The following is a 15,376-nucleotide window of genomic DNA, read 5'->3' on the forward strand; positions in this document are numbered from 1 at the left end:
CAAGGGTACGACGGATCCGCGCTACCGCATACTTACTGGTCGCGGAAGCGGACGATCTTGACGAACTCGTCGGCGTCCAGCGCGGCACCGCCGACGAGAGCGCCGTCGACGTCCGGCTGGGCCATGATCGCGGCGACGTTCCCGGACTTCACCGAGCCGCCGTACTGGATGCGCACCTTGTCGGCGAGCTCCTGCGAGTACAGCTCGGCCAGGCGCGCGCGGATCGCTCCGCACACCTCCTGGGCGTCCTCGGGCGTGGCGACCTCGCCGGTGCCGATCGCCCATACGGGCTCGTACGCGATCACGATGGACTCGGCCTGCTCGGCCGGGACGTCCTTGAGGCCGCCGTCGAGCTGGGCGAGCGTGTACGGAACCTGCTCGCCGGCCTTGCGGACGTCCAGGCCCTCGCCGATGCAGAGGATCGGGGTCAGGCCGTGCTGGTAGGCGGCCTTCACCTTGGCGTTGCAGATCTCGTCGGTCTCGGCGTGGTACTGCCGGCGCTCGGAGTGGCCCACGGCGACGTAGGCGCACTTGAGCTTGGCCAGCATCGGGCCCGAGATCTCACCGGTGTAGGCACCGGACTCGTGCGCCGAGATGTCCTGGGCGCCGTACTTGATCTTGAGCTTGTCGCCGTCGACGAGGGTCTGCACGGAGCGCAGGTCGACGAAGGGCGGCAGGACCGCGACCTCGACGGCCTCGTAGTCCTTGTCGGCGAGCGCGAAGGCGAGCTTCTGGACGTGCGCGATGGCCTCAAGGTGGTTGAGGTTCATCTTCCAGTTGCCCGCCATCAGCGGGGTACGGGTGCTCACGGGTGTTCAGTCCTCCAGTGCGGCGAGGCCGGGAAGCGTCTTGCCTTCGAGGTATTCGAGGCTGGCGCCGCCACCGGTCGAGATGTGGCCGAACTTCGACTCGTCGAAGCCCAGGTTGCGGACGGCGGCGGCGGAGTCGCCACCACCGACCACGGTGAAGCCCTTGCTGTCGAGCAGCGCCTGCGCGACGGCGCTGGTGCCGCCGGCGTAGTCGGGGTGCTCGGCGACGCCGACCGGTCCGTTCCAGAACACGGTCTCGGCGTCGGTGATCTTCGAGGCGAACAGCTCGCGGGACTTGGGGCCGATGTCCAGGCCCTCCTCGTCCGCGGGGATCTTGTCCGCGTCGACGGTCTGGAAGGTCGCCGGGGCCTTGGTCTTCAGGTCCGGGAAGTCCTTGGAGACCAGCACGTCGACCGGCAGGACCAGCTCGACGCCGCTCTTCTCGGCGCGCTCCATGTACTCCTTGACGACCGGGATCTGGTCCTCCTGGAGCAGCGAGATGCCGACCTCGTAGCCCTTGGCCTTCAGGAAGGTGTAGGCCATGCCGCCGCCGATGAGCAGGCGGTCGGCCTTGCCGAGCAGCTCGTCGATGACGGCGAGCTTGTCGGAGACCTTGGCGCCGCCGAGTACGACGGTGTAGGGGCGCTTGACGTCCTCGGTCAGCTTCTTGAGGACGCCGACCTCGGTGGCGATGAGGTAGCCGGCGTAGTGCGGCAGGCGTGCCGGGAGGTCGAAGACGGAGGCGTGCTTGCGGTGCACGGCTCCGAAGCCGTCGCCCACGTACACGTCGGCGAGGGCGGCGAGCTGGTCGGCGAACTCGCCGCGCTCGGCGTCGTCCTTGGCCGTCTCACCGGCGTTGAAGCGCAGGTTCTCGATGACCGCGACCTGGCCGGGCTGGAGCCCGTTCACCGCGTCGTGGGCGGCGGGGCCGACGGTGTCCTGGGCGAACGCGACCGGGGCGTCCAGGAGTTCACCGAGCCGCTCGGCGGCGGGGAGCAGCGAGAACTGCGGGTCCGGGGCGCCCTTGGGGCGGCCCAGGTGCGAGGCCACGACGACCTTGGCGTCGGCGGCGACGAGCGCCTTGATGGTCGGCAGCACGGCGCGGATGCGGCCGTCGTCGGTGATGAGGCCTTCTGCCAGCGGCACGTTGAGGTCGGCGCGGACGAATACCCGCTTGCCCGCGACCCCTTCGGCGAGAAGTTCGTCGATCGTCTTCATTGAGAGGTGACTCCTTGGGAGGTACGTGACGGACGGTCTGGACAGGCGACAGGGCCCGTACAGCGCGTCGTTGCGCTGCCCGAGCCCTGTAGCTCACATCAGATGCCTACCGGACCGAGGTCAGAGCTGGCCGCCGACGAAGACGGTCAGGTCGACGAGGCGGTTGGAGTAGCCCCACTCGTTGTCGTACCAGCCGAGGATCTTCACCGTCTTGCCCTCCTGGACCATGGTCAGGGAGGAGTCGAAGGTGCAGGAGGCCGGGTCGCCCACGATGTCCGAGGACACGATCGGGTCCTCGGTGTAGTACAGGATGCCCTTGAGGTCGCCGTCGCCGGCGGCCTTCTTGAACGCGGCGTTGACCTCGTCCTTGGTGACCTCGCGCTGCAGCTCCACGACCAGGTCGGTGGCCGAGCCCGTCGGGACCGGCACGCGCATCGCGATGCCGTCGAGCTTGCCCTTGAGCTGCGGCAGGACCAGGGCGGTCGCCTTGGCGGCACCGGTCGTGGTCGGGATGATGTTCTCGGCGGCGGCGCGGGCGCGGCGCAGATCCGAGTGCGGGAAGTCCAGGATCCGCTGGTCGTTGGTGTACGCGTGGACCGTCGTCATCAGGCCCTTGACGATGCCGAAGTTCTCGTCCAGGACCTTGGCCATCGGCGCCACACAGTTGGTGGTGCAGGAGGCGTTGGAGATGACGTGGTGGTTGGCCGCGTCGTACTTGTCCTGGTTGACGCCCATCACGATCGTGATGTCCTCGTCCTTGGCCGGAGCCGAGATGAGGACCTTCTTGGCGCCACCGGCGATGTGCTTCTCGGCGTCGGCCTTCTTGGTGAAGATGCCGGTCGACTCGATGACGATGTCGACGCCCAGCTGGCCCCAGGGGATGTCGGCCGGGTTGCGCTCGGAGAGCACCTTGATGGTGTGCCCGTCGACGGTGATGGTGTCGGCGGTGTGGGTGACCTCGGCCTTGAGGCGACCCAGAATGGTGTCGTACTTCAGCAGGTGCGCAGTGGTCGCGGTGTCACCAAGGTCGTTGACAGCCACGATCTCGATGTCTGCACCCTGCTCAAGGAGCGCCCGGAAGTAGTTGCGCCCGATGCGGCCGAAGCCGTTGATGCCTACGCGGATCGTCACGAACCGATCTCCTCGTTAGGTACGCCGGGTTTCTCGACGCCGGCGAGTTGTATGGGATGTCCCCGACCGGTTACGACCCTACCTCCCCAGGGCCTCGGAAGTGACATCGAGCGCGTCCGGATGGTTCCGAAATGCCGCCCGGAACGGCCCGGTGGCCCGTACCTACCTGCGGGTACGGGCCACCGGGGACCTTCGGCCCCACTACGGGGCGTCAGCGGTGCAGTGCGCTGAGCGCCTTGCCCAGGACCTGCTTGCGGTCGGCGGCGGAGGGCACGTTCTCCAGGCCGAAGCCGAGCAGGACGGTGTCCCGGGTGGCGACGGCGGCCGAGGAGTGGAACAGCGCCTGGGAGCGGGCCCAGTCGCCGCTGTTGCCGGGGCTGCCGGCCGGCGCTCCGGGCACGCTCCAGGGGCCGAGCGAGGTCTCGAAGCCCTCGGCCCCCGACGCGGTGCCGCCGACGACGAGCCGGGTGTCGTCGACGAACGCGCCGAGGCCTCCGGTGCCCGGGTCGGAGACGTAGGAGACGGCGATCTCGACCTGCTTGCCCGCATAGGCGCCGAGGTCGACGGACACCTGCTGCCAGCCGTCGGAGGAGCCGGTGAAGCGGTTCCAGGCGCCGCTGCTGCCGGTCGCCGCGCAGGCGGGCGAGCCGAGCGTGAGGTAGTGCGCGAGGAAGGGGTGCTCCTTGAGGAGGTAGCCCTGCTCGCACTGGCTGGGCACGCTGGTGGTGCTGCCCCCGTTGGCGTCCGGCAGGGTGGTCCAGTCGTCCTGGCCGACGGTGTGGGCCTCGACGATCACCTGGTCGTAGCCGGGCTCGGTGTCGTAGCTGAGCTGGAAGTCCAGGCTCGGCCGGTCGGCGGCCGTCGTCCGCGACAGATCGACGGTGCGGGCGAGCCGCATGTAGGCGTCGTCGCGGTGCTGGGCCGCGGCGAACCAGGAGCCCTCGGCGGGCTCGAAGGGGGTGCGCACCCCGGGGTAGTCGCCCGCGGAGGCGCTCGTGAACTGCGGGAACTGCTGGGGCTTGAGGGTGTCCGAGGTGATCGTGTACGCCCCGGCCGCGGTCAGCGGGCTGCCCGGGCCCGCGGCGAGCGAGGCCTTGGCACCCGCGAGCTTGCCGGTCCCGGCGAACGCGGGCGGGGACTTGAGCCCGGCCTTGTTGTAGGCGCCGAGGTAGTACTGCGAGAAGTCGTCGGACAGGGCGCCGCCGAGATCGACGCTGCCGCCGGCCTGTGCTCCGGCGTTGACGAGCTTGCCGCCCTCGTTGAGGAAGTCCCGTACCGCGAACGTCGTGGCGGCCGTGGGCCGCGCGGTGCCGGTGTACCAGACGACGTTCCTGAAGTGGCTGAGCACCCCGAGCGCGCTCGGGGTGCCCTGGGTCGCCACGTCCCAGACGGCCGCCTTCCTGCCGTTGTCGGCCAGCGCCTTGGTGTAGAGCGCAGCGTTCTTGGCCGCACTCGTGCCTCCCTCGTCGGCCAGCACCAGGGTGTCCCCCTTGGGCCGCTGGGCCACGGTGTACGTGAACGGGGTGCTGGAGGTCTTCCTGCCCGCGGCGGTCCGCCCGGTGAACCACACCTGGACCTGGTCACCGGCGTGCGTGTCCTCGACCTTGGCTCGGTACTGGTCGAAGCGGATGTTGTCCTGTCCGCCGTAGACCTCGCCGCCCTTCCAGGGCCTGAGCTCCTCGGTCTGCGTACGGCCGTTGTTGACGCGGTAGTTGAGGGTCTTGTCGCGCACCGACTTGCGTGCGGTGACGGCGACCTGCTGGTCGTCGTCCCGCGCGTAGGAGGTGGCGAAGGTGTCCGGCGTGAAGTCCGGGGCGTCGATGCCGACCGAGGAGGAGGGCCGGTCGGGGTGGGCCGAGGTCTCGGCGACGGAGAGCGCGAAGGGGATGTTCTTCTCGAACTCGCCCTGGATCAGCTTCTCGCTGTCGGGGAAGTTGAAGTCCGAGGGGCAGTCCGCCGCGTTCCACTGGTCGTTCGGGTCCACGTTGGAGGCGGTGGTGCACGTCGACATCTCCGGGGTGAACATCATCGTGCCGTTGACGTTCGCCGCGTGCCCGTCGGCCTCGCCGTTGGTGGTGTACAGCGCGGAGGAGACCTCGGAGAGGTAGCCGGGGATGGCCGGCTTGTCGGGAGTGCCCGCGAGCGCCTTGTAGATGACGTCGTCCGGGGTCGGCGTGGCGACCTGCCAGCCCACGCCGTACAGCAACAGCTCCGCCGCGGAGTGGTAGTTGATCGCGTAGTTGAAGTGGACCCGCTTCTCGAAGGAGTCCAGCGCCTTGGTCTCGGGCTCACTGCCCGCGCTCGGTCCGCGGTAGGTCTCGTTCGACGGGTCGTCGGACGAACCCTCGTTGTCGTAGCCCCACTTGTAGGGGAAGTTGCGGTTCGGGTCGACGCCGTCGACGGACGTGATCTTCCCGTCGCCGTTGTTGTCGCGGAGGTTCTTGCGCCACAGCCGGTTGCCGGGCGTGAAGGTGTAGTCGTAGCCGTCCGGGTTGGCGGAGAGCACGAACCACAGCTCGGTGGAGTCCACGATCTTGGTGATCCGCGGGTCCTTGCCGTAGTTGTCGAGGTAGTAGTGCATCAGCCGCCGGGTCATCTCCGGGGTGATCCACTCCCGGGCGTGCTGGTTGGACAGGTACAGCGTGGCGGGCTTGGAGCCGTCCCTGGACTTGTTCGCGCCCTTGGTCAGCTTCAGGGCGAGGATGTCCTGGCCGTTCGTGGTCTTCCCGATCGACTCGACCTTGGTGAGGCCCGGGTTGGCCCTGCCGGTGTCGAGGATCTCCTGCTTCAGCCCGTTCTTGCCGCTGTACGGGCGGAACACCCCGTCACCCGCGGCCTTGAGCCGGTTCTGGGCCTGCGCGGAGACCTTCCGCTCGGACAGGGTCACGCCCTTGCCGCGCAGGGCGGCGGCCTGGGCCTTGGTGAGGTAGAGCTCGACTCCCGCCGAGCCCGTGGCCGGCAGTTCGGCGCCTAGTTCCTGGGCGTCGGCGCCGGCCTCCAGGAGCAGCGGCAGCTGCGCCCGGCTGACCTGGGCGTTCCAGACGACGATGCCCTCGCCGTCCGCTCCGCCCTGACTGGCCTGGGCGACCGGTGCCGCCACGAGCCCGGCCGTCAGCAGTGATGCAGCGGCGAGGATCGCTCTCGCTCTGCGTCTCATAAGCCCCCCTTGCTGTTGTCTGCCACGAAAGTGGACCGACGCCAGGCTCATGACACTTCATGATCATGTCAATACCGCGCCGCCCCCGACCCCTGCGCGCACGCGTCTGCGGGAAAACGGAACCGGCGCCCACCAAGTGGGCGCCGGTTCAAGGAAGTTGGTGGCGATTCGGCCTCAGCCGACCAGGCCGTCCGCCATCTCCTCGGTCAGGTTGGACTCGGTGCCGGGGATCCCCAGGTCCTGGGCCCGCTTGTCGGCCATCGCGAGCAGCCGGCGGATCCGGCCCGCGACCGCGTCCTTGGTCAGCGGCGGGTCGGCGAGCGCGCCCAGCTCCTCCAGGGATGCCTGCTTGTGCTCCATGCGCAGCCGGCCCGCCGCCGCGAGGTGCTCGGGCACCTCCTCGCCGAGGATCTCCAGGGCTCGCTGGACGCGGGCTCCGGCGGCGACCGCGGCCCGCGCCGAGCGGCGCAGGTTGGCGTCGTCGAAGTTGGCGAGGCGGTTGGCGGTGGCCCGGACCTCGCGGCGCATCCGCCGCTCCTCCCAGGCCAGCACCGACTCGTGCGCGCCGAGGCGGGTGAGCAGCGCACCGATCGCGTCACCGTCGCGGACGACCACCCGGTCCACACCGCGGACCTCGCGTGCCTTGGCCGCGATCTGGAGCCGCCGGGCGGCACCGACCAGGGCGAGGGCCGCCTCCGGGCCCGGGCAGGTCACCTCAAGGGACGAGGAGCGGCCCGGCTCGGTCAGCGAGCCGTGCGCCAGGAAGGCGCCGCGCCAGGCGGCCTCGGCGTCACAGGTGGCCCCCGAGACCACCTGGGGCGGCAGGCCGCGGATGGGCCGGCCGCGGCCGTCGACGAGACCGGTCTGGCGAGCGAGCTGATCGCCGCCCGCCACCACCCGTACGACGAACCGTGAGCCTCTGCGCAGGCCGCCCGGAGCCATCACGATCAGCTCGGAGCTGTGCCCGAAGATCTCCAGAATGTCCCGCTTGAGCCGACGTGCCGCCATCGCGGTGTCCAGCTCCGCCTCGATCACAATGCGGCCGCTCACCAGGTGCAGCCCGCCCGCGAATCGAAGAATCGCCGAGACCTCCGCCTTCCGACAGCAGGTCCGGGTGACGGGCAGCCGGGAAATCTCGTCCTTCACCGCCGGCGTCATCGCCATGGGCCGATCCTTCCATGCATCCGAAAAATACGGTCGTACGCGGCGGCCAACAGCTCCGGATCGTGCTTCGGAGAACCATCGGGCCTGGCCACGGGCGCCAGCTCGACCTCGGCTCCGAGCCGTTTCGCGGCGTCGGTCAGGCTCCCCCGGTCGGGCACGGCGGCCTCGTCGGCCAGCACCACGTCGAAGGCGAGTTTAGGGGCGTGTCGTCCCAAAACCTCCAAATGACGCTGCGGAGAGAAGCCATCGGTTTCACCCGGTTGTGGCGCGAGGTTCAGCGAGAGGACCTTGCGGGCCTTGGTCTCGATGAGCGCGTCGAGCAGTTCGGGCACCATCAGATGCGGGATGACGGACGAGAACCAGGAGCCGGGACCGAGCACCACCCAGTCCGCGTCGAGGACCGCGGCGACCGCTTCGGGGACGGCCGGCGGGTCGTGCGGGACCAGCTGCACGGACAGCACCTCGCCGGGCGTGAGCGCCACCGTCGCCTGGCCGCGCACGGTGTCCACGTCCTCCGGGCGCGCCGGGTCGTGCCCCCGTACGAGGGCCTCAAGCTCCAGCGGCACGGCCGACATCGGCAGCACCCGGCCCTGGGCGCCGAGCAGCTTGCCGACCAGGTCCAGGGCCTGCACATGGTCGCCCAGCTGTTCCCACAGGGCGACGATCAGGAGGTTGCCCACCGCGTGCTCGTGCAGGTCGCCCTTGGACTGGAAGCGGTGCTGGATGACCCGGGACCAGGTCTGGCCCCAGTCGTCGTCGCCGCACAGCGCGGCCAGCGCCTTGCGCAGGTCGCCCGGCGGCAGCACGCCCAGCTCGTCGCGGAGGCGGCCGCTGGAGCCGCCGTCGTCGGCCACGGTGACGACGGCCGTCAGATCGCCGGTGATCCGGCGCAGCGCGGCCAGCGAGGCCGACAGGCCCATGCCGCCGCCGAGCGCGACGACCTTGGGCTGGGCGCCCCGCTTGCGGCCGGTGCGCAGCACCGGTCCGGCGGTGCGCCGGCGGTACACCTTCACTCGCGCCCCATGTCCCGGTGTACGACGACGGTCTCGATCCCCTCGGAGGCGAGGCGGGCGGCGAGCTTCTCGGACATGGCGACCGAGCGGTGCTTGCCGCCGGTGCAGCCCACTGCGATCGTCACGTACCGCTTGCCCTCGCGGCGGTAGCCCGTCGCGATCAGCTGGAGCAGCTCGCTGTACTGGTCGAGGAACTCCTTGGCGCCCGGCTGGTTGAAGACATAGCCCGACACCTCCTCGTTGAGGCCGGTGAAGGGACGCAGCTCCGGCACCCAGTGCGGGTTCGGCAGGAAGCGGCAGTCGACCACCAGGTCCGCGTCGACCGGCAGGCCGTACTTGTAGCCGAACGACATCACCGTGGCCCGCAGCTCCGGCTCCTCGTCGCCCGCGAACTGGGCGTCCATCTTGGCGCGCAGCTCGTGGACGTTGAGGCTGGAGGTGTCGATCACCAGGTCGGCGTCGCCGCGCAGCTCGCGCAGCAGCTCGCGCTCGGCGGCGATGCCGTCGACGATCCGGCCGTCGCCCTGGAGCGGGTGCGGCCGGCGCACCGACTCGAAGCGGCGCACCAGCGTGTCGTCGGAGGACTCCAGGAAGACGACCCGCCGGGTGACCTCCTTGGCGTCGAGGTCGGCGAGCGACTCGCGCAGGTTGTCGAAGAACCTGCGGCCGCGTACGTCGACGACGACGGCGATGCGGGCCACGTTGCCCTGGGAGCGGGCGCCGAGCTCCACCATGGTGGGGATCAGCGCGGGCGGCAGGTTGTCGACGACGAACCAGCCGAGGTCCTCCAGGCACTTGGCGGCGGTGCTGCGCCCGGCGCCCGACATTCCGGAGATGATCACCAGCTCGGGGATGGGCGCATCGGCCCCGCCGGCCTCGATCGTCGTGCCCGTACTCACGTGTGCTCCCGCTTCTCGGTCTTCGTCGTGCTGGTCGGTCATGTCGTGCTGCCCCCGTCGTCCTCTTCCATGATCTCTCCTGTCGCCGTGTTGACGGCGGGTGCGGCCGGGACCGCTTCGGCGAGGGCCGCGGCAACGGTCTCGGCCGTCTTGCGGCCTATGCCGGGGACCTCGCAGATCTCGTCGATTGTCGCCGACCGGAGCTTCTTCACCGAGCCGAAATGCTTGATCAGAGCCTGTTTGCGGGTGTCGCCGAGGCCGGGCACGGCATCCAGCGGGCCCGCCTTGAAGCGCTTCGTCCGTTTGGCCCTCTGGTAGGTGATGGCGAAGCGGTGGGCCTCGTCACGCACCCGCTGGAGCAGATAGAGCCCCTCACTGGAGCGGGGCAGCACCACCGGGTCGTCCTCCTCGGGCACCCAGACCTCTTCCAGGCGCTTGGCGAGCCCGCACACCGCGATGTCGTCGATGCCCAGCTCGTCCAGGGCCCGCTTGGCCGCGGCGACCTGCGGCTGGCCGCCGTCGACGACGAGCAGCTGCGGGGGGTAGGCGAAGCGCTTGGGCCGCCCGTCCTCCTCCTGGAACGCGGACACCTCCCCGGACACCGGTCCGGACAGGCCGTCGTCGCCTCGGCCGGGTACGGGGGCGGGTGCGGCGGCCGCGGTGGCTGCGGGCGCGGGTACGAGGGCTGCGGGCGCGGACGGGCCGTGCTCCTGGCCGAGCGGCCCGGCGGACTCCTGGCCGAGCGGCCCGGCGGACTCCTGGCCGGGGGCCCCATCGGGCTCTCCGGGGGCCTCCCCGGGCACCTGGCCGGCGGCCTCCCCGGTCACCGGGCCGTCCTCCTCGCCCCACTCCCCCGTGCGCGCCTGCTCGGCGAGATAGCGCTTGAAGCGGCGGCTGATGACCTCGTGCATCGACCGGACGTCGTCCTGGCCCTCGAAGCCCTTGATCTGGAAGCGCCGGTATTCGCTCTTGCGGGCCAGGCCGTCCTCGAAGACCACCATGGACGCCACCACGTCGTCGCCCTGGAGGTGGGAGATGTCGAAGCACTCGATGCGCAGCGGCGCGCTGTCCAGCTCCAGGGCGGAGGCGATCTCCTCCAGGGCCCGCGAGCGTGTCGTCAGGTCGGAGGCGCGCTTGGTCTTGTGCAGCGTGAGGGCCTGCTGGGCGTTGCGTGCGACCGTCACCATCAGGGCCTTCTTGTCGCCGCGCTGCGGAATGCGCAGCGAGACATTGGAGCCGCGCCGGCTCGCCAGCCAGCCGCTCACCGCGTCGGCGTCCTCGGGCAGCGCCGGGACGAGGACCTCCTTCGGCACCGAGTCGCCCGTCTCCTCGCCGTACAGCTGCTGGAGCGCGTGCTCGACCAGGCCCGCGGTGTCGACCGCCTCGACCTTGTCGGTGACCCAGCCGCGCTGGCCGCGGACCCGGCCGCCGCGCACGTGGAAGATCTGGACGGCCGCCTCCAGCTCGTCCTCCGCGACCGCGATGAGGTCGGCGTCGGTGGCGTCGTTGAAGACGATCGCGTTCTTCTCCAGGGCCTTCTTGAGCGCCCCCAGGTCGTCGCGCAGCCGGGCCGCCCGCTCGTACTCCATGTCCTCGGCCGCGGCCATCATCTGCTGCTCGATGCGGCGCAGGTACGCGCCGGTGCGGCCGGCCATGAAGTCGCAGAAGTCCTCGGCCAGTTCGCGGTGTTCCTCGGGGGTGACGCAGGCGACACAGGGGGCCGCGCACTTGCCGATGTAGCCGAGCAGACAGGGCCGGCCGATCTGCGCCGAGCGCTTGAACACGCCCGCGGAACAGGTGCGTACCGGGAAGACGCGGAGCATCAGGTCGACCGTCTCGCGGATCGCCCAGGCGTGCCCGTACGGGCCGAAGTAGCGCACGCCCTTCTTCTTGGCGCCCCGCATGACCTGGACCCGGGGGAACTCCTCGTTCATCGTCACCGCGAGGTAGGGATAGCTCTTGTCGTCGCGGTACTTGACGTTGAAGCGGGGGTCGAACTCCTTGATCCAGGAGTATTCGAGCTGGAGCGCCTCGACTTCGGTGGCCACGACGGTCCACTCCACGGCCGCGGCCGTGGTGACCATGGTGGCGGTGCGCGGGTGCAGACTCGTCAACGGCTGGAAGTAGTTGGCGAGCCGCTGCCGCAGGGACTTCGCCTTCCCGACGTAGATCACCCGGCGGTGCTCGTCGCGGAATTTGTAGACCCCCGGCGAGTCGGGGATCTGTCCCGGCTTGGGGCGGTAGCTGGAGGGGTCTGCCATGGCCACCACCCTACTGGCGGGCGCTGACAACGCGGCGTCCCCGGGGCGTCCCCCCGCCAAACCCTGGGGCTCCGTCCCGGACCCCGTTCGCGCCTTGAGGGCGCTCGTCCTCAAACTCCCCCAAGGCCTTAAGGGCCAGGGGACCCCCATGACGGGCTGAAGATGCCCGGGGCGGGCCGGCCCAAGGCATTCGGGGTCACCTACAGGGGCGCGGGGAACTGCGCGAACGACCACGCACGGTGGACGGACGAAAACGGGGTTGTCAGGGGCGCGGGGAACTGCGCGAACGACCCCCGCGATCCACGGACGAAGTCGGCTTCAGGGGGCGCGGGGAACTGCGCGACGGGTCAGGCCGGGGCTGGGGGTGGCAGGGGCCGGAGCCCGGGAGGCGAGCCGGTGCGGGGAGGTGGCATGGGGACCCCGCACCGGCCCGAGGGCTAGCCCCGCGCGGCCGCGCGGCGGCGCCGCACGGCCGCCCCCGTCAGCCCGAGCACAAGCAGCGCGCCCCCGCCCGCCACGGCGGCGGTCACCATCGGGGCGCCGTCGTCGTGCCGGGCGGCCGCGACGGCCGCGGCCTGGGCCGCCTGGGCCCGGGTCTCCGCCGGCGTCTCGGCGTAGCCGCCCGCCTTGCCCGAGCGGTCGTACGCCGAGCCGGGCAGCTTGTCCCCGTACGCCGTGGCGACGCGCTTCTGATAGGCCGCGAGCGTGGTGCCGCCCGCGCCGACCGCCTTGACGGCGTCCTCGTCGAGGGGCAGCACCGTGCTGCCCTTCTCCACGTACCAGGCGTTGATCTGCGGCTCCTGGAACACGGTGCCGCCGGGGAGCTTCGCGGCGCCGGCCGCCGCGTAGCGGGTCTCGTCGTCTCCGGTGGCTATGTTGACCACCTGCCAGGACGAGCCCTGCTTGACCGTCCACAGCGAGGCCTTCTGGCCGTCCGAGGAGACGGCCGTGGAGGCGAGGTATTCCAGCTGTGCGACGGGGGCGCCCGGCTTCCCCGCGACGAAGCCCGGGGAGAGCGTGTAGACGGGCACGGCGTCGCCCTGGATGTGCGGGGCGGCCGCCTTGAGCGCGACCTTGCCGTCCCGCGCGAAGAAGCGGGAGAGCGTGTCGAGGGTGGCGGGAGCGGACGCGGCCCGGCCGGCCGCGGCCCTGGAGTCGGCGGAGGCGAGCGGCGCTTGGTCGGCGAACGCGCCCGGGGCCGCGAGGCCGACGAGCGCCGCGGCGACGACGGCGGGTACGACGGCCGTGGGTGCGAGGCGGGTCAACTTCATCGTCGTCACGCCCCGATCCGGTACAGCGAGTGGGTCCAGGAGAAGGAGTTGTTGCTGACGTACCAGTCGTGCGAGGCCCAGTTGTAGCGGGTGCTGGAGGGCCACGGGTCGCCCCAGTACACCCAGCTGCTGGCGTCGTCGTAGCCGTACAGGACGTGCATGTGACCGCCGCCGCTGGACCACTGGATGCGGGTCTCGATCGGGCGGTTGCTGTTGATCTCGGTCTGCACGGTCGAATAGCGCAGCCAACCGGTCACATAGGAGCCCGAGTTGATGCCGGCCCAGTTCAGGGCGTTCTGCACATTGCCCAGGTCCGCCTGCCAGTTGGGGCAGTCGTAGCCCTGCGCCCGGCCGAAGGCCGCGTTGCAGAACTGGTTCTGGGTGTAGTTGCGGCCGAACCAGGTGGCGATGGTGTTTCCGCTGCCGGCCCAGCACCAGTTGTCCTTCTGCTGGGACTGCATGGTGATGTTGAGCCGCTTGGAGCTCGCCGCGGCGGCTGCGGCGGGCACCGGCTTGTCGTTGTGCGGGGCGGCGGTGGCCGTTGCCGTGGGGGCGGCAAACAGGGCCGCCACCACGAGGGTGAGGGCGGACAGCCGTCTCTTCTTGCTGCGCATCGCGTTCCTCCCATGGCGGGGTGGGGGGGTTGGGGATGGTGGAGGACCGCGTCCGGACGCTTGTGATCGAGCATCGGCCGTTGTCGAGAACAGGTCAACGCGCTTCAATGCGGGGTGAGCCGCGGGTGTGAACGCAGTGGCCGGAGTGTGAACAACTCCTTCCCCGCCACCAGGTTTTCCCCGACCTGTCGCCGCCCCGCGTCCACCCCCCACCGTGAACGTTCACTGAGGAGTCCCCCATGCTCCACTCCGAGGCCGACCTGAAGCAGGCGCTGCACACCGGCCCCTTCCACCTGGCGCTGCGCGCCGCGCTCTCCGTACGGGGCCTGCCGCTCCAGCGGGTCCAGCACCATCTCGCCGGGCGCGGCATCAAAGTCGGTGTCACCAGCCTGAGTTACTGGCAGCAGGGCGCGCGCCGGCCGCAGCGCCCGGAGTCGCTGCGCGCGGTGCGCGGGCTCGAAGAGGTGCTGGGCCTGCCCGCGAACTCCCTGCTGCGGCTGCTCGACGACGCCACGGTGGCCGATGTCGAGCGGCCCGCCGGTCGCTCGTACCGCTCGCTCGTCGAGGCGTCGGGAGTGGTGGAGCAGCTGATCGCCGGCCTGGAGACGCCGGTCGACGGCGGTCTGCACACCGTCGGGCACCACGAACGCATCCGCATCGGCGCGGCCCGGGAACTGCGCGGCCGCGACTCGCAGCACGTCGTACGGGCCCATCGCGACGGCGTCGACCGCTATCTCGCCATCCACCGCGGGGACGCCGGCTGCGATCCGGCCCGGGTCGAGGTGCGCGCGGGCGAGAACTGCCGCACCGGCCGGATCCGCTGGGACGCCACCACCGGCGTCCTGGTCGCCGAGCTGCTCTTCGACACCAGGCTGCGGGCCGGCGAAACCTACCTGTTCGGGTACGGCTTCGAGGACGGCACGGGCGGCCCCAGCCGGGAGTACGTACGCGGCTTCGCCTTCGCCGGCGGACAGTACGTACTCCAGGTGCGGTTCGACGAACAGGCCCTGCCGGCCCGCTGCCGCCGCTTCGCGCAGACCTCCACGGGCGCCACCCGCTCAGGCCGCAGCGACCTCACCCTCAGCGGCCGGCACCGCTCGGTGCACCTGGTGGAGCAGGGGGTGCGGCCGGGGATCCTGGGGATCGACTGGGACTGGGAGTGAGTCCCGGCGGATGGGGTGCGGGACGGGACGGAGGAGTCACGCACGCGTCGGGCGGAGGCGTTACGCGCGCGTCGGGCGGAGGGGATACGCGTGCCTCAGACGGAGGGGTTACGCGTCGGGGCCCGCCACCAGCTGGCCGTCCTTGAGCTTCACCGGCACCGAGGGCAGCGGCACGGTGGCCGGGCCCTGCACGGGCTTGCCGGTCATCACATTGAAGCGGCTGCCGTGGCAGGGGCAGTTCGCGTGGCCGTCCTCGATCTTCTCCAGGAGACAGCCGGCGTGCGTGCACTGGGCGCTGAACGCCTTGTACTCGCCCTTCGCCGGGCAGCACACCATGACGCGCTGCTCGCGGTAGAGCTTGGCGCCGCCGACGGGCACGGCGTCGGGCGTGCCGAGCGGTTCGGGGGCGGTGGGGGTGGGCGTCTCGGCGTGGCCGAGCTTGGAGTCGGTGGAGCAGGCGGCCACGCCGACCCCTGCGGCCCCGGCGAGGGCGGCGCCTTTCAGCACGGTACGACGGGCGGCGGGCTGGCCGGTCATGGGCTGTCTCCACTGATCACTGGTCTTGTCCGGGGTTCGGCCGTCCGCACGCCGAGCCGGCCGCGGCAACCGACCCGGGTTGCGTCATCGACGATACCGGCGCAGATCGGCCACCCCGCGCCGGGGCTCGTCCTGCGGC

Annotated in this window: 12 protein-coding genes; 1 reads left to right on the forward strand and 11 read right to left on the reverse strand. The window is 70.9% G+C overall.

Going from position 1 to position 15,376, the window contains the following annotated elements:
- Nucleotides 1–32: 32 nt before the first annotated feature.
- The 10 genes from tpiA to CG740_RS08760 all read right to left on the reverse strand — a co-directional run bounded on the left by tpiA (nucleotide 33) and on the right by CG740_RS08760 (nucleotide 13,537).
- Nucleotides 33–809, reverse strand: coding sequence for a triose-phosphate isomerase (gene tpiA, locus CG740_RS40815; RefSeq protein WP_100574432.1), 777 nt, complete (start codon nucleotides 807–809; stop codon nucleotides 33–35).
- A 6-nt stretch (nucleotides 810–815) separates the two neighbouring features.
- Complete coding sequence (locus tag CG740_RS40820) at nucleotides 816–2,027, reverse strand: phosphoglycerate kinase (protein ID WP_100574433.1); 1,212 nt, start codon at nucleotides 2,025–2,027, stop codon at nucleotides 816–818.
- A gap of 120 nt (nucleotides 2,028–2,147) precedes the next feature.
- Complete coding sequence (gene gap, locus CG740_RS08725) at nucleotides 2,148–3,158, reverse strand: type I glyceraldehyde-3-phosphate dehydrogenase (protein ID WP_100574434.1); 1,011 nt, start codon at nucleotides 3,156–3,158, stop codon at nucleotides 2,148–2,150.
- 211 nt (nucleotides 3,159–3,369) lie between these two features.
- A complete protein-coding gene (locus CG740_RS08730) occupies nucleotides 3,370–6,315 on the reverse strand; it encodes a M14 family metallopeptidase (protein WP_100574435.1) in 2,946 nt (981 codons plus the stop codon).
- 174 nt (nucleotides 6,316–6,489) lie between these two features.
- Complete coding sequence (gene whiA / locus CG740_RS08735) at nucleotides 6,490–7,479, reverse strand: DNA-binding protein WhiA (protein ID WP_100574436.1); 990 nt, start codon at nucleotides 7,477–7,479, stop codon at nucleotides 6,490–6,492.
- On the reverse strand, nucleotides 7,470–8,492 hold the full coding sequence (locus tag CG740_RS08740) for a gluconeogenesis factor YvcK family protein (RefSeq protein WP_100574437.1): 1,023 nt from the start codon (nucleotides 8,490–8,492) through the stop codon (nucleotides 7,470–7,472). The genes whiA and CG740_RS08740 overlap by 10 nt, the downstream gene beginning before the upstream one ends.
- Nucleotides 8,489–9,433, reverse strand: a complete 945-nt coding sequence (gene rapZ / locus CG740_RS08745) for an RNase adapter RapZ (protein ID WP_199846380.1) — start codon at nucleotides 9,431–9,433, stop codon at nucleotides 8,489–8,491. The genes CG740_RS08740 and rapZ overlap by 4 nt, the downstream gene beginning before the upstream one ends.
- Nucleotides 9,430–11,652 (reverse strand): excinuclease ABC subunit UvrC, encoded by a 2,223-nt coding sequence (gene uvrC / locus CG740_RS08750; RefSeq protein WP_100574438.1) that lies wholly within the window; start codon nucleotides 11,650–11,652, stop codon nucleotides 9,430–9,432. The genes rapZ and uvrC overlap by 4 nt, the downstream gene beginning before the upstream one ends.
- 437 nt (nucleotides 11,653–12,089) lie before the next feature.
- On the reverse strand, nucleotides 12,090–12,923 hold the full coding sequence (locus CG740_RS08755) for a hypothetical protein (RefSeq protein WP_100574690.1): 834 nt from the start codon (nucleotides 12,921–12,923) through the stop codon (nucleotides 12,090–12,092).
- A 5-nt stretch (nucleotides 12,924–12,928) separates the two neighbouring features.
- Nucleotides 12,929–13,537: a papain-like cysteine protease family protein gene (locus tag CG740_RS08760; protein ID WP_100574439.1), complete on the reverse strand. Its 609-nt coding sequence runs from the start codon at nucleotides 13,535–13,537 to the stop codon at nucleotides 12,929–12,931.
- A 239-nt stretch (nucleotides 13,538–13,776) separates the two neighbouring features.
- Here CG740_RS08760 and CG740_RS08765 point away from each other — a divergent pair, with 239 nt between their 5' ends.
- Nucleotides 13,777–14,700: a hypothetical protein gene (locus CG740_RS08765; RefSeq protein ID WP_100574440.1), complete on the forward strand. Its 924-nt coding sequence runs from the start codon at nucleotides 13,777–13,779 to the stop codon at nucleotides 14,698–14,700.
- A 108-nt stretch (nucleotides 14,701–14,808) separates the two neighbouring features.
- On the opposite strand, the gene CG740_RS08770 is transcribed toward CG740_RS08765, so the two are convergent.
- Nucleotides 14,809–15,237 carry a Rieske (2Fe-2S) protein gene (locus CG740_RS08770; RefSeq protein WP_100574441.1) on the reverse strand — a complete coding sequence of 143 codons (429 nt, stop codon included), beginning with the start codon at nucleotides 15,235–15,237 and terminating at the stop codon, nucleotides 14,809–14,811.
- Between the last annotated feature and the right edge of the window lie 139 nt (nucleotides 15,238–15,376).

Source organism: Streptomyces sp. CB01201 (assembly GCF_002803085.1).
Lineage (GTDB): Bacteria > Actinomycetota > Actinomycetes > Streptomycetales > Streptomycetaceae > Streptomyces > Streptomyces hundungensis.